The sequence below is a fragment of the Rheinheimera sp. SA_1 genome, from assembly GCF_001669775.1.
Lineage (GTDB): Bacteria > Pseudomonadota > Gammaproteobacteria > Enterobacterales > Alteromonadaceae > Pararheinheimera.
The window spans coordinates 188,198-201,773 of sequence record NZ_LXWK01000015.1; the positions used below are offsets into that span (position 1 = coordinate 188,198).

Annotated in this window: 12 protein-coding genes; 3 read left to right on the top strand and 9 right to left on the bottom strand. The window is 49.2% G+C overall.

Features of this window, described 5'->3' with window-relative positions:
- Positions 1-56: 56 nt before the first annotated feature.
- Positions 57-1,010 (bottom strand): 23S rRNA pseudouridine(955/2504/2580) synthase RluC, encoded by a 954-nt coding sequence (rluC, locus tag A5320_RS08145; protein WP_068063366.1) that lies wholly within the window; start codon positions 1,008-1,010, stop codon positions 57-59.
- Between the two features lie 538 nt (positions 1,011-1,548).
- Here rluC and rne point away from each other — a divergent pair.
- The gene (gene rne, locus A5320_RS08150) at positions 1,549-4,698 is read left to right on the top strand and encodes a ribonuclease E (RefSeq protein WP_197490041.1); all 3,150 of its coding nucleotides are present in this window, start codon (positions 1,549-1,551) and stop codon (positions 4,696-4,698) included.
- A 110-nt stretch (positions 4,699-4,808) separates the two neighbouring features.
- Here the strand turns inward: rne and A5320_RS08155 are convergent, their stop codons facing one another.
- From A5320_RS08155 to A5320_RS08170, 4 genes are all read right to left on the bottom strand, one after another.
- Complete coding sequence (locus A5320_RS08155; RefSeq protein WP_157605741.1) at positions 4,809-5,900, bottom strand: alpha/beta fold hydrolase; 1,092 nt, start codon at positions 5,898-5,900, stop codon at positions 4,809-4,811.
- Between the two features lie 12 nt (positions 5,901-5,912).
- The gene (locus tag A5320_RS08160; RefSeq protein ID WP_068063371.1) at positions 5,913-6,461 is read right to left on the bottom strand and encodes an NADPH-dependent FMN reductase; all 549 of its coding nucleotides are present in this window, start codon (positions 6,459-6,461) and stop codon (positions 5,913-5,915) included.
- An 81-nt stretch (positions 6,462-6,542) separates the two neighbouring features.
- Positions 6,543-6,983, bottom strand: a complete 441-nt coding sequence (locus A5320_RS08165; protein WP_068063373.1) for a hypothetical protein — start codon at positions 6,981-6,983, stop codon at positions 6,543-6,545.
- Positions 6,984-7,091: 108 nt separating this feature from the next.
- Positions 7,092-7,778 carry a class I SAM-dependent methyltransferase gene (locus A5320_RS08170; protein ID WP_068063375.1) on the bottom strand — a complete coding sequence of 229 codons (687 nt, stop codon included), beginning with the start codon at positions 7,776-7,778 and terminating at the stop codon, positions 7,092-7,094.
- Between the two features lie 176 nt (positions 7,779-7,954).
- Between A5320_RS08170 and A5320_RS08175 the strand changes: the two genes are divergently transcribed.
- Both A5320_RS08175 and A5320_RS08180 read left to right on the top strand, forming a co-directional pair.
- Complete coding sequence (locus tag A5320_RS08175) at positions 7,955-9,064, top strand: phosphoribosylaminoimidazolesuccinocarboxamide synthase (protein ID WP_068063377.1); 1,110 nt, start codon at positions 7,955-7,957, stop codon at positions 9,062-9,064.
- Between the two features lie 60 nt (positions 9,065-9,124).
- On the top strand, positions 9,125-9,772 hold the full coding sequence (locus A5320_RS08180; RefSeq protein WP_068063378.1) for a LysE family translocator: 648 nt from the start codon (positions 9,125-9,127) through the stop codon (positions 9,770-9,772).
- 126 nt (positions 9,773-9,898) lie between these two features.
- On the opposite strand, the gene A5320_RS08185 is transcribed toward A5320_RS08180, so the two are convergent.
- The 4 genes from A5320_RS08185 to A5320_RS08200 are packed head-to-tail and all read right to left on the bottom strand — an operon-like array spanning position 9,899 to position 13,560.
- Positions 9,899-10,660, bottom strand: a complete 762-nt coding sequence (locus tag A5320_RS08185; protein ID WP_068063379.1) for an SDR family oxidoreductase — start codon at positions 10,658-10,660, stop codon at positions 9,899-9,901.
- A 24-nt stretch (positions 10,661-10,684) separates the two neighbouring features.
- Positions 10,685-11,572 carry a 3-hydroxyisobutyrate dehydrogenase gene (gene mmsB, locus A5320_RS08190; protein ID WP_068063380.1) on the bottom strand — a complete coding sequence of 296 codons (888 nt, stop codon included), beginning with the start codon at positions 11,570-11,572 and terminating at the stop codon, positions 10,685-10,687.
- Positions 11,573-11,632: 60 nt separating this feature from the next.
- Positions 11,633-12,787, bottom strand: coding sequence for an enoyl-CoA hydratase/isomerase family protein (locus A5320_RS08195; protein ID WP_068063382.1), 1,155 nt, complete (start codon positions 12,785-12,787; stop codon positions 11,633-11,635).
- Positions 12,787-13,560, bottom strand: coding sequence for an enoyl-CoA hydratase (locus A5320_RS08200; RefSeq protein ID WP_068063383.1), 774 nt, complete (start codon positions 13,558-13,560; stop codon positions 12,787-12,789). The genes A5320_RS08195 and A5320_RS08200 overlap by 1 nt, the downstream gene beginning before the upstream one ends.
- Positions 13,561-13,576 lie beyond the last annotated feature (16 nt).

The following is a 13,576-nucleotide window of genomic DNA, read 5'->3' on the forward strand; positions in this document are numbered from 1 at the left end:
TAGCAACCAACCGCTGACGCATAACTGCGCCATCGATTATTGCTTGATCAATACATCTATTTTTTATTAAGCCTGGTTAAAATCTTTTCAAGCTCGGTATCAAGCGGCGCTTCGCACTTCATTACCAGTCCGGTATTCGGATGGGTAAAAGCCAGAGTTTTGGCGTGCAGGTACAAACGCTTCAGGCCAAGACTATTCATCTGACCGGTGAATTCATTATCACCATATTTATCATCACAAGCGATCGGATGACCAACACAAGCGGTGTGGACGCGAATTTGGTGCGTGCGGCCAGTCACCGGAAAGGCTTCAACCAATGTACCTTCCACATAGCGTTGTAGAATTTTAAACCTCGTTTCTGAAGGCTTGCCTTCTCGTTCATCCACCCGCACCACCCGTTCACCGGATTGCAGAGTGTTTTTCTTCAGCGGCTCAGTCACCTTCTTATTGCGTGCGTCCCACTGTCCGGCCACTAAAGCCCAGTATTTTTTCTCGACGGTTTTTAAGCGTAATTGTTCGTGGATATGGGTCAGCACCGAACGTTTTTTCGCGATCAATAAACAACCTGAGGTATCTCGGTCCAGCCGGTGCACCAGTTCCAGAAACTTGGCCGTTGGCCGCAGCGCCCTTAGTGCTTCAATGACGCCAAACTGTAAACCACTGCCACCATGCACGGCCATACCCGTTGGTTTATTAAGAACAATCAAGTCGTTATCTTCGAATAAGATATGGCTTTCCAGATTTTTCACCAGCGATAATTTGGTCGAAACCTGATCTTTTTCCGCTGCAACTACTAAAGGTGGCACCCGCACCTGGTCGCCGACCTGCAGTTTATACTCAGGTTTGATCCGGCCTTTATTGACTCTGACTTCGCCTTTACGGACCACGCGATAGATCACGCTTTTGGGCACACCTTTCAGCCGGGCCAGTAAAAAATTGTCCAGCCGCTGGCCAGCATATTCTTCATCCACATCAATATATTGGATGGGAGTTTTAATTTCATCAGTCATGCGTATTTGCTGCTCTGCCGCTTATTGATTTCACGACAATTAAGTTGCTATTGGTCGCTGATTGGTGTGATAATCAGCCCGCTAATTGCGTCGGTAGTTACTAAAAACTACGGCCATTAGGGCGCTCATCAAGACGTAAGAGAAGCTGTGAGGCACCGGTCGGGAGACAGATCATACCTAATTCGTGGTGAAAACCAACGACTTTATCTGCCCCGAACGAGAATAACGCCAGATGCTTGAGGTAATGCTGCGTAATTTGTTACCAACACCAGCACAACACCGCTTCCGGTCCCTGAGCAAAAAAATTAAAAGTAGAAAGCTATAACGCAGCGCTCGTAAGCGATGTGGATCAGAGCAAATTTGTAATACGGCTGGGGTTACAATCCGGCCGGATAAACAATATTGATAATAACAATTTATAGATAATTGATTATTCAAGCATTCCAGTCGGGAGACTGCACCTGAATATGTTTGACAACATCTGACACGCAAACGAAATGTGCGCTGTCGTTGTGGCTGAATGGACGAGTCAGACACAATGAAAAGAATGCTCATAAACGCCACGCAGGAAGAAGAAATCCGCGTAGCTCTGGTCGATGGCCAGAAACTGTACGACCTGGATATTGAAAGCCCAGGCCATGAACAAAAAAAGGCCAACATTTATAAAGGCCGCATTACCCGCGTAGAACCCAGCCTCGAAGCTGCATTTGTTGACTATGGTGCAGAGCGCCACGGTTTTTTACCGCTAAAAGAAATCTCCCGCGAATATTTCCCACAAGGTTATTCCTTTGACGGCCGCCCGAATATCAAAGAAGTCGTGCGTGAAGGTCAGGAAGTCATCATTCAGATTGATAAAGAAGAACGTGGCCAAAAAGGCGCTGCGCTGACCACTTTTATCAGTCTGGCCGGTTCATATCTGGTGTTAATGCCGAACAACCCACGTGCTGGTGGTATTTCCCGTCGCATTGAAGGTGATGAGCGGCAGGAATTAAAAGACTCTTTAGGTCAGCTGGAAATGCCGGATGGCATGGGTTTGATTGTCCGCACCGCTGGTGTTGGCAAATCATACGAAGAGCTGGATTACGACTTAAAAGCGCTGATGAAACATTGGTCAGCCATCACCACTGAAGCGCAAAACCGCCCAGCTCCGTTTCTGATCCATCAGGAAAGCAACGTGGTATTCCGCGCGATCCGTGATTATCTGCGTCGTGACGTTGGTGAAATCCTCATCGACAATCCGCGTATTTTTGAAGAAGCCAAACTTTATATCCAGCAGTTCCGTCCTGATTTCGCCCACCGGGTGAAAATGTATCAGGGTGAAGTGCCGCTGTTTATGCATTTCCAGATTGAAACCCAGATTGAAACCGCCTTCCGCCGTGAAGTACGTTTACCTTCTGGCGGTTCAATCGTGATCGACTCCACCGAAGCTTTAACCGCGATTGATATCAACTCATCAAAAGCGACTAAAGGCGGTGATATCGAAGAAACAGCCTTTAATACCAACTTAGAAGCCGCTGATGAAATTGCCCGTCAATTACGTCTGCGTGACTTAGGTGGTTTGATTGTCATCGACTTCATCGATATGACGCCAGTGCGTCATCAACGTGAAGTAGAAAACCGCTTAAAAGAAGCTGTGAAACAAGACCGTGCCCGCGTGCAAATCGGCCGGATCTCGCGCTTTGGTTTGTTGGAAATGTCGCGTCAGCGTCTGCGTCCGTCATTGGGTGAATCAGCCACGCACGTTTGTCCACGTTGTCATGGCCGCGGGACCATTCGCAGCACTGAATCATCAGCCTTATCGATTTTACGGTTAATCGAAGAAGAAGCGATTAAAGACAACACCAGTCAAATCCATGCTCAGGTACCGGTATCGGTTGCGACCTACCTGATGAATGAAAAACGTGAATCTATCCGCCGCATCGAAAGCCGGTTAGGTATTCGTATTTACATCATTCCAAATGAGCATATGGAAACACCACATTATGAAGTAACCCGTATTCGTATCGATGAAGAAATCGAAGAATCGAGCTACAACATGGTGAAAGTACCAGCGGTGCAAAACACTCTGTACCACCCGGTCTCTGATGCGGTGAAAGAAAAGCCGGCGATTGCTGCGATTGCCATGCAGGAAACTGCGCCTGTTGCCGCTCCAGTTGTTGCGAAACCAGTTGCTGCACCACAAGTTGAAACCAGCATTATTGCTAAAGTCAGCGGTTTCTTTAAATCACTGTTTGGCCCGGCGCCAGTTGTGGTTGAAGAAGTTGCCGAACAACCGCAGCGCCGCGTCAACAATCGCGACAATAAAAACCGTCGTAATGGTCGCAATAACAACCAGCCACGTCGTCATGAAGGTGATGATAAAACGCAGGTTCGTGATGACGCCAAACCGGCACGCAATAGTGATCGTCCAGCCCGCACTGAACGGACTGACCGCCCAGACCGTAACGATCGGAACGAACGTACCGAACGTCCAGCCCGCACTGAACGTCCGGAGAAAGCCGAACGTCAGGAACGTACTGAGCGCCCGGAACGTACTGAACGTTTAGATCGTAACGAGAAAAAACCACAGGCGGAAAAACCAGCTAAAGTGCAGGTTGAAGCTGAAGAAGAGTTAGTCAGCTCCAGTAAAGTGGTAGAGCGTCGTCAGCGTCGCAACATGCGTAAATCAGTCCGGTTGGAAAAAGCCGTCACTACTGAAGTGAATACTGACATCGTCGAAGTTGCTGCCCTTGATGTAACAACGGCTATCGATGCAAACGTCAACGCCGTTGCGCCTGTAGTAACAACTGTTGAAGCAACTGAACTGCAAGACTTGCAGCCGGTAGCAGATGCCGATAAAGACGAAGGTGAAAACCGCAGTCGTTCACGTCGTTCACCACGCCACTTACGTGCCGCGGGTCAAAAACGCAAAAAAGAACAAACTGCCGGTGAAGCCGACGACGCAGTTGAAGCGCGTTACCCACTGGAAGAAAACACTGACGTCACCGAGCAACAGCTGGATTTACCTATAGCTGCTGCCATCAGTGAAACAACAGTTGAAACTGTTGTACCTGCAGAAACCACGCCAGTGGTCGCTGAAGCTGAAACCGTTGCTGTAGAAGTTGCTATCGTTACACCAGTCAAAGCAGAAGTCGCGCCAGTTGAAACAACTGAAGCCACCGAAACCACGGAAGCAACTGCTAAACCACGCAGCCGCAGCCGTGCTAAAGCAACGACAGCTAAAGCACAAAGCCCAGAAACAGATGTAACAGCGCAGTCTGCTGTTATTACTGAAACACCGGCTGAAGTCGCAGCTCCGGTAGAAGTAACTGCAGAAGCTGTTGCACCTGTTGTTGCTGAAGTTGTGGTTCCTGTGGTTCCTGCACCAGTTGCAGAAGCTGCTGTTGCCGAAGCTGCAGTTCCAACTCCTGTAGTTGAAACTGTGGTTGCCGAAGTAGTTGTAGCTCAAGCGCCTTTAGCGGCGCCAGCTAAAGCAAAACCAGCTGCCCGTGGCAACCGCTATGGCAATATGGTGACTTCAGATATGACCAAACCAGTAGCTGCAGCAAGCTCTGACGAAACAGTTGAAGTGCCGGTCGCGATGGCAGCTGCTGATCGTCCGGTGGTTGTGTCGAGCTCACGCGCTGCCAATGCAAACCGTCAGATCAGCACCGCTCCAATGACCAAGCCAAAGTCTGTTGACGAGTAAGATTAGTCTTTAAATAATCTGCAGTTTCGGCTGCAGTCATTAAAAAAGCCAGATGATAAATCTGGCTTTTTATTGGGCGCAATGGCATTAAACAGCCTATTGCAGTGACTCTAAAGGGAAGGATTTGCCTGTTCAGTTTGCAGCAATGCCAACTGCTGCTGATAAAAATCCAGCACTGCCGTCATGGCCGGCAACCGGTATTGATCCGCTTCGATAAAAAACTCATGGCGGGCACCCGCAACATGCAGAACTTTACCACCCACACAATAACGACCAATCGCCTGACAAAACTCGTCTTGTGGTGCTGGCGCGACTGCCGAATCGTCACCGGCCTGTAAAATGAGCACCGGTGTCTTAATGTTCGCAGCGATCTGGGGCATCTCATCGGCAATAGCACAGGCTTGCGATAACCATTGCCAACTTGGCCCGCCTAACTGAATTTTCGGTTGTTGCTGATATTGCTCCCGAAAACGACGATAACGAATTTCTGAGTGAGTGTAGATATTGCCAACAAAAGGTCCTGGATTATAAGGCTGTGAGGCAAAACCAGCATAACAATCGCTGCAGCTCCAGCGCACCGCAGCCGCCAGATAACAACCATCTTTAGCACTAAACAACACTTCGACATTGGGGGCATGCATCGGCGCCGACATTGCAGCAGCCACAAATTCAGTCGGTGCCTTGGCCAGATAAGCGCTGCCGATCGCACCGCCCATTGAATGCGCCATCAATAGTTTCGGCCCTGGCATCTGTTTGGAGAATTTTGCCATAAACAACGCAACGTCCTGCACATAATGCTGAAACTCCTCCACGTGGCCGAGGTGTGGGTCTTCATTTAATCGTGCCGATAACCCCTGACCCCGATGGTCGTAACTAAACACTGCATAACCCTGCCGCGCCAGCTCAAAGTACATCTCCTGGTACTTCAGCACAGATTCGGTCCGACCGTTCAGGAGCACAATCGTGGCTTTGGCATTGGCAGGTATGACATAAGCGTAATGTAGCGGCACATTACCAACCCCAGCAAAACTGCCTTGACTGACTTGTTTTTGCCAGAACAACTCAATTTGCACCTGCTGTGCTTCAAGCTCAGTTTCCGTTAATACTTTATACGGATTGGCAACTGTTGCGGCCATTAGTGGTACCGAAAGTACCGTCAACAGTGATAACGCTAGCAGTGTTTTTATTGAAACAGACTTCACCGGAACTCCTGATTAACCGCGTAATTTTACCGATAAATGTTGTAATGCCTGCAGTTGCTGCAGGATTAACGCCTGTAATTTCTCGTCAACCAGCTGGCCGTTGGCATCAAAGCTAGGACTAAAAGCATTGGCGAACACTTCTGGTTTATTAACAAAATGCAGATCTAAAAACACCCCTACCTGACGCAGATGATATTGCGCTCTGGAAGTCCCCATGCCACCTCCGGCACCCATGATAGCCGCAGCTTTACCTGCCAGTAACTTGTTGTCTGGTTCACGAGATGCCCAGTCGAGCGCATTTTTAAGTGCAGGCGCAATTGAATAATTGTATTCAGGGCAGCCAAATAACAGCGCATCAGCTTTTTCACATTGCGCCAGCAGCTGCTGCACTGCGGCCGGTTTTTCGGTGATGTCGGCGCTGTAAAACGGTACTTGGGACAAATCAGCAATTTCAATCTGCACACCTTGAGGCGCATTTGCTTGCGCGTATTTTAATAACGTCAGATTACGGGATTGGGCACGCAAACTGCCGCAAATGGCCAGAATATGTAAATCAGACATAACGACTCCTAAAAGGGTTAGCAATATGTGTTGGTATGAGTATTGAGCTTTGTCATGGCAACTGCATGACAAAAATCTACGTTATTGAATAGGTGTTTCCGTTACTTTGAACCGCCTGGCAAGCAACCAGCCGGTGCCCAACCCGGTACATGGGATCAGTAATACCGCAGCGATCATCAGCCAGGTTGGATGAGGTAATAAATAAAAGTTGGCGATGGTCGACAATAACATCACGCCGGTAATGATCGGGACAAATAACCGGCTGACCCTTTTGATCAGCAAACTGGCTGCAGTAATTCCAAAAGCTGTCCCGGCCAGCCAGGCGAATAGCACCATTAAATATGCCGCGACCGGCAGATTTTTCATAAAAGCCGTCGCAACGGATGGATCATGTGCATCGGCGGTACTGGCGCTGGTCGGTATAAATAAACTGTGATTAACCTGCTCCAGCACAGCCACAGTTGCTACACAAACCACTAGTCCAATGACTAATGCCAGAATTTTTTTCAGTAGCACCGGCATTGTGGATCCCTTTTGGCCATGTTCTGAGTCCTGAGTATGGCCTGACAACACCTGAAAAGACAACTGCTTGTCGTTGTTTTGGTTGGATCAACATTCGCAAGACTGCAACTAACCGGCTACGTTACTGACTACGTTACCGGCTATTTTCTGCATTAAAATAACATCAGGCTCAATGATTTCTAATGTAAACCCATCCCGTTTTGCCAGATAGGCAAAGGTTTTGCTGCTAAAAAAACTGACATGGGTTGGATCGTTTTTGTAGTGCCAGTTCGCAAAATCGGTCACTTGGTCGGTGATTTTGGTCATCAAACCCAACCAACCACCAGGCTTTAACAACTGAAGCCATAACTGCCATTCGCGCGCAGGTTGATAAAAATGCTCAATCACTTCAGTGGCGCAAATAAAATCATAGGGCTGGGTCAGCACTTGAGGGTTGTCAGCAAAATATGGATCGTAGATTGACATCTGCTGTCCTGATTCGGCCAGCATCAAAGATAAAGTTGGCCCTGGACCACAACCAAAATCCAGGCCCTGTAAGCCGGTTTTTGCTAAGCGTTGTTGCAGCGGCGCGGCCAATTTGTTTAAAAAAGCGCGGTATCGCTGATCCGTTGGATCGTTCTGATGTTGCTGATAAATACTGATTTCAGCGGCGGCATCCAACAAGGCAGCCGGATCAGCATAAATTAACTGACATTGCTGGCAGCGCCAATATTGCCGGCGCTTATCCGAACTATAAATAAAACAATCTACGCTTTGGCATAACGGGCAACAGCTAACATCGGCAACAAAGGACATGACAAACAATTTCCTGAACAGGCCTATTACAGGCAGAATATAGAATGCGAGAGGAAACCAGCATCATAGCAGAGGCACTTTATCTTAACCGCCAGATTTTGTTGTGCTCAGATTTTTTTGCGCAATGCTTTCTGGTAGACTGAGCCCCGCCTTTTCCAGCGACAGAAGACCTGATAATGACTCTTGCTACTCAAGTTCTGGCGGTTAATGATGATCTGCCGATCCGTACCCATTTACCTGTTCACTCCGGCAAAGTCCGCAGCGTGTATTGGCTGACTGACGTTGACAGCGCCCGTTTAATCCGCGAAAAAAACTACCCGGTTGCTGCTGATACACCGCTGGCCATTATGGTGATCAGTGACCGTATTTCTGCTTTTGATTGTATCTGGCACGGCGAAAACGGCCTCAATGGCGTCCCGGGCAAAGGCGCTGCACTGAATGCCATTTCTAATCACTGGTTTGCCTTATTTAAACAACATGGGTTAGCCGACAGTCATATTCTGGATATCCCGCACCCGTTGGTGTGGATAGTACAAAAAGCCCGTCCGGTAAAAATCGAAGCCATTGCCCGCCAGTACATCACCGGCTCTATGTGGCGTGCTTATAGCAAAGGCGAACGCGAATTCTGTGGCATTACACTGCCAGAAGGCCTACAAAAAGACCAAAAATTACCAGAAATTCTCATCACCCCATCGACCAAAGGGATTTTGACCGGCCTGGCTGGTGTACCCGAAGCTGATGATGTGAATATTTCGCGCAGTGATATCGAACGTCATAGCAAAGCCTTTGGTTTTGAGCAGGTTTCGGATATTGACCTCTATGAAAAACTACTGAAACAAGGCTTCGGCGTGATTAGCGATGCTCTGGCCGCGCTGGATCAGATGTTCGTTGATACCAAATTTGAATTTGGTTATGTCAAAGGCGCCGATGGCGCCGACAAGCTGATTTATATGGACGAAGTCGGCACGCCGGACAGTTCACGAATTTGGGACGGCGCCGCCTGGCGTGATGGCAACATTGTCGAACAATCGAAAGAAGGTTTCCGCCAGTGGCTGCTCAGCAACTTCCCGGATCCGGATATTCTGCTGAATAAAGACCGCATGCCAGAGCGCGCGGCACTCGCCCGTGATAATGCCCTGCCAACTGATGTGATGATGGATATTTCCCGCACTTATTTAGGCATTGCTGAAAAAGTGATTGGTGGGAAAATTGCATTGTCGGCAAACCCCAAGGCAGAAATTATTGAAGTGCTGAAACAGAACTACGGGTTAATTGATTTAGCCTAAAGCGAGTACCGGGGGAGCAATGCTCCCCTTTCTTTTTTAAACTTTGAGAAAGGATATCTTATGTTTGGCACCCAGGATTTATGGTTATTTGTAGTTTCAGGTTTATTGCTGAACATTGCGCCAGGACCTGATTCGTTGCTGATTATGGCAAGAAGTGCCAGTCAAGGGTTTAAAGCAGGTGCTGCGGCAGTATTTGGCATTTGTACCGGTACCTGCGTGCATATTCTGGCTGCGGCGATTGGGCTGTCGGCTGTTCTTGCGACGTCGGCAGAAGCATTTTTATTGATCAAATTACTGGGTGCAGGCTATTTGCTGTATATCGGTGTACAAATGCTGCGGTCACGCCCTGCAAGTACCAACATGGCTGAGACCAGTATCAATAACGCTACCAAAGAACCATTTGGTAAAATCTTTCGCCAAGGCTTATTAACCAACGTGTTAAATCCAAAAGTTGCGTTGTTTTTCCTGGCGTTCCTGCCGCAATTTGTAGCGCCGGATGCACCAAGCAAAGCCGAAGCCTTTTTGTTTTTAGGCGCCATTTTTAATTTTAACGGCATGCTGTGGTGTTTGTTTCTGGCCTGGAGTTCGGCCGTCGCCAGCCAAAAAGTCCAGGCAAGCGCGCGGGTAAAACTGTGGCTGAACCGGATGATCGGCGGTTTATTTATTACGCTTGGCGTTAAACTGGCTCTGAGCCGCGCTGAAATTTAAGCCGCGCTGAAACTTAAATTTGCAGTGTGAAAATGAAAAAGCCCGCAGTACTTGCGGGCTTTTAGCACTTTAGATATGACCCATGCTGATCGACCTTCAAAGGTAACACGCCAGGTCACTGCCACCTTACATCGAAATACCACCATCAATTTCCACCACCCGACCGGTGAAAAAATCGTTTTCGAAAATATAACGGGCGGTATGGGCGATTTCGTTCGCTTCGCCTAATCGGCCAACCGGTTTCATTTTTTCTAACCGGTCACGGGCTTCAGGTTTCATCGCATCGGTCATGGCTGTGCGAATAACCCCTGGGGCAATGGCGCCCACCCGAATACCGTAACGGCCTAACTCGCGCGCCCAGGTCACGGTCATAGCGACCACACCGGCTTTAGAAGCCGCATAGTTGGTCTGGCCCATATTGCCACCTCGCGCCACGCTCGACATATTAATAATCACACCTTTGCGACCACGTTTGACCATCGAAGCGGCAGCTTCGCGGCCACATAAAAACACGCCGGTTAAATTGACATCAATCACCGACTGGAACTGCTGCAGCGACATTTTGCTTTGCAGCTCACCGTCTTTAAATTTCAGCAATAATCCATCACGTAAAATGCCGGCGTTGTTGATCAGGCCGTCGATGCCGTCAAAATCACTATCAATAGCGGCAAAAGTGCTTTCAACTTCGGTTTCGTTGGCGACATTGGCGATATAAGTTCGGACTGTGACACCTGTTGCTGCGAGTTCAGTTTTCGCCGCAGCCAGCTGCGCTTCATTCATATCAATCAGCGCTAAATGCGCGCCGGCAGCAGCGCACATCCGCGCCATTTCCAGGCCTAAACCTTGGGCACCACCGGTGATGACGATATTTTTAGCTTGTAAATTCATGTTCTGACTCACTCATTATCGAGGTTATTTTTTCGCAAAAAACCGGAAAATACTGGAGAAATCCAGTTTGCCATTGCCCTGGCGCTGATGCGTCACGTATAAATTACGGGCCTGCGAACCCATTGGGGTGGCCGACTGGCTCAGCTGGGCGCACTCGGCCGCCAGCCCTAAATCTTTGGCCATTAAGTCGACCATAAAGCCGCCCTGATAATCGTTGCTCGATGGCACATTTGGCAGCACATCCGGGCACGGGTTATATAGTTCCAAGGTCCAGTTACGGCCAGAGCTTTTCAGCATAATGTCCGACAGCACTTTTGGATCCAAACCGTTATCAATCCCCAGTTGCAGCGCTTCACTGGTACCCGCCATTAAAATCGATAACAGCATGTTATTACAGATTTTTGCCACCTGCCCCGCGCCAACATCACCGGCATGAAACAGGTTTTTGCCCATCGCTTCCAGCACAATTTTGGCGCGTTCAAAGTTGGCAGCTGAGCCACCCACAATAAAGGTCAAAGTACCGGCTTTGGCACCTCCGACGCCGCCAGACACCGGTGCATCAATAAAGGCAATGCCCTGTGCTGCCAGACCCGCACCGACCTGACGCGCGGTGGCGGCATCAATAGTCGAGCAATCCAGCACTAATGCAGATGGCGCAATATCATCGGCCACACCTTGCTCACCTAAATATAAGGCGGCAACATGCTTGCCTGCGGGCAGCATTGAAATAACAAACTCAGCGCCTTGCACCGCGGCGCGAGCCGAAGCTGCCACCACAGCGCCTTCAGCTTCAACCTGGGCTAAGGCAGCCAGCGATAAATCAAAGGCTTGCACCTGATGACCGGCTTTTAGCAGATTGATGGCCATCGGGCCACCCATATTTCCTAAACCAATAAAGGCAACTGTTGCCATATCTTTTCTCCAAAATAGGGTTCAGTGGTGTGGCAAATCTGCCAAACCGGTGGCGGCTGCTTAATGCACCCGGCCTAATTCTTGTAACGGATGCTGATCTGCAGGCCATGGCGAACGGAACAATTCGTCAATCACGCTGGCCGGAACTGCAGCAACATCCGGGTATAACCATTGTGGTTTTTGGTCTTTATCAATCAGTAGCGCCCGCACACCTTCGGTAAATTCACCCAGTTTGCCGCACTGGACACTTAAACCCAGTTCCAGCCGGAAACTATCCGCCAGAATTTTCGACTGACCTAATTGCAATAACCGATAGACAATATGGGCGGTAATGGGGCTGCCATATTGCAACGAAACTTTGGCTTTGCTTAGCCAACTGTCATCATTTGGCATGTCGAGAATCGCCTGCATCGCCGTCGCTAAGTCCAGATTTTCACCAAGTTTAGCTATAGCGGTTTGATGTAAGCGAATTTGGCTGGCTGGCTGTTGATTACGCGACATTTCTTCTAAATTCAGCAGTTCATCAGACAGTTTCTGATGATTCAGCGTAATGGTATTGCCCCAGCGGATGGCTTTAAGTTTTTCCAGCACCAAAGACTTTTTGTCGTGTGGAATAAAATGGTCGGCTAAATCAATCAGTTTGGCGTCGGCGGCATTAATCGAGGCACCGGTGAGACCCAAAAACAAGCCACAGCCTGGCGGCATCCGATTTAAGAACCAGCTGCCGCCGACATCCGGATACAGGCCAATTGCCATTTCCGGCATTGCAATACGCGAAGTGCCTGTCACCACCCGGTGGGACGCGCCTGCCATTAAGCCAAGGCCACCGCCCATCACGATACCGTTGCCCCACACCAGCACAGGCTTGTCGAAGGTGTGGATCAGATAATCGAGGCTGTATTCTTTAGTGAAAAAATCTTCAACATAATGCTGATAAGTCGCCGGATTTTCGCGCATGGTGTGATACAGGTCGCGAATATCGCCGCCTGCACAAAAAGCTTTGTCGCCCGCACCTTGCAACAGCACCATTGCTACCTGTGGATCGTCTTTCCACAGCTGCAGTTGCGGCAACAATAGCTCGACCATCGGTAGGCTGAGTGCATTCAGTGATTTTTCACTGTTCAGTGTCGCGACGCCAATCAATTTGCCGTTGTCGGCAGCGATGGTCGCAAAGAGCACCACTTCCGAAATTAACCTTTGAGCCTGTTCTGTCATCAGCCATTCACCCAGTTTGCTTTGCGTTTTTGCAGGAAAGCCGAAACACCTTCCACCTGATCCTGAGTATCGAATAACCCGACAAATAACTCACGCTCCAGCGGTAACGCGGTGGAAATCGTGCCGCTACGGCCTTGTTGAATTAACTTTTTACAGGCGCTAACTGCTGGCGGGCTTTGCTCGGCGACTTTATCGGCCAGCAATAACGCCGTTTCCAGAGCCAGACCGCTGGCGACGACTTCTTCGACCAAGCCAATTTGCAATGCTTTGGCCGCGCCAATCCGCTCGCCACATAAAATCATTCGTTTTGCCCAGCCTTCACCGACCAGCCACGCCAAATTCTGAGTGCCACCAGCACAAGGCAATAAACCAACTTTGGCTTCAGGTAACGCCAGCTGCGCCTGCTCTTCCGCGATGCGGATATCACAAGCCAATGCCACTTCCAAACCACCGCCCATGGCGTAACCATTGATGGCAGCAATCGATACACCACGAAAGGCCGCCAGCGTTTCAAATGCTTCGCCAAAAATGCGCGACATATCTGAAGCCACTGTTTTATCGCCACTGGCAAACAAATTTAAATCGGCACCGGCTGAGAAAAATTTCTGGCCTTCACCGGTGATCACCAACGCATAGATATTTTTATCCTGCTCCAGCGATTTCACCGCATCCCGCAGTTGGGTCAGAGTTTCACGGGTCCAGGTATTGGCTGGTGGATTGCTGATGGTAATGAGCGCGGTATGGCCACGCTTTTCCAGCTTCAATTGAGACATGATAATTCCTTGATGT

Bases quoted from the DNA above. Each gene is read 5' to 3' on its own strand.
- mmsB (WP_068063380.1), bottom strand. From the start codon at position 11,572: ATGGCAACAGTTGCCTTTATTGGTTTAGGAAATATGGGTGGCCCGATG.
- A5320_RS08200 (WP_068063383.1), bottom strand. From the start codon at position 13,560: ATGTCTCAATTGAAGCTGGAAAAGCGTGGCCATACCGCGCTCATTACC.
- A5320_RS08185 (WP_068063379.1), bottom strand. From the start codon at position 10,660: ATGAATTTACAAGCTAAAAATATCGTCATCACCGGTGGTGCCCAAGGT.
- A5320_RS08170 (WP_068063375.1), bottom strand. From the start codon at position 7,778: ATGTCCTTTGTTGCCGATGTTAGCTGTTGCCCGTTATGCCAAAGCGTA.
- rluC (WP_068063366.1), bottom strand. From the start codon at position 1,010: ATGACTGATGAAATTAAAACTCCCATCCAATATATTGATGTGGATGAA.
- A5320_RS08175 (WP_068063377.1), top strand. From the start codon at position 7,955: ATGACTCTTGCTACTCAAGTTCTGGCGGTTAATGATGATCTGCCGATC.
- A5320_RS08180 (WP_068063378.1), top strand. From the start codon at position 9,125: ATGTTTGGCACCCAGGATTTATGGTTATTTGTAGTTTCAGGTTTATTG.
- A5320_RS08195 (WP_068063382.1), bottom strand. From the start codon at position 12,787: ATGACAGAACAGGCTCAAAGGTTAATTTCGGAAGTGGTGCTCTTTGCG.
- A5320_RS08160 (WP_068063371.1), bottom strand. From the start codon at position 6,461: ATGTCTGATTTACATATTCTGGCCATTTGCGGCAGTTTGCGTGCCCAA.
- rne (WP_197490041.1), top strand. From the start codon at position 1,549: ATGAAAAGAATGCTCATAAACGCCACGCAGGAAGAAGAAATCCGCGTA.
- A5320_RS08165 (WP_068063373.1), bottom strand. From the start codon at position 6,983: ATGCCGGTGCTACTGAAAAAAATTCTGGCATTAGTCATTGGACTAGTG.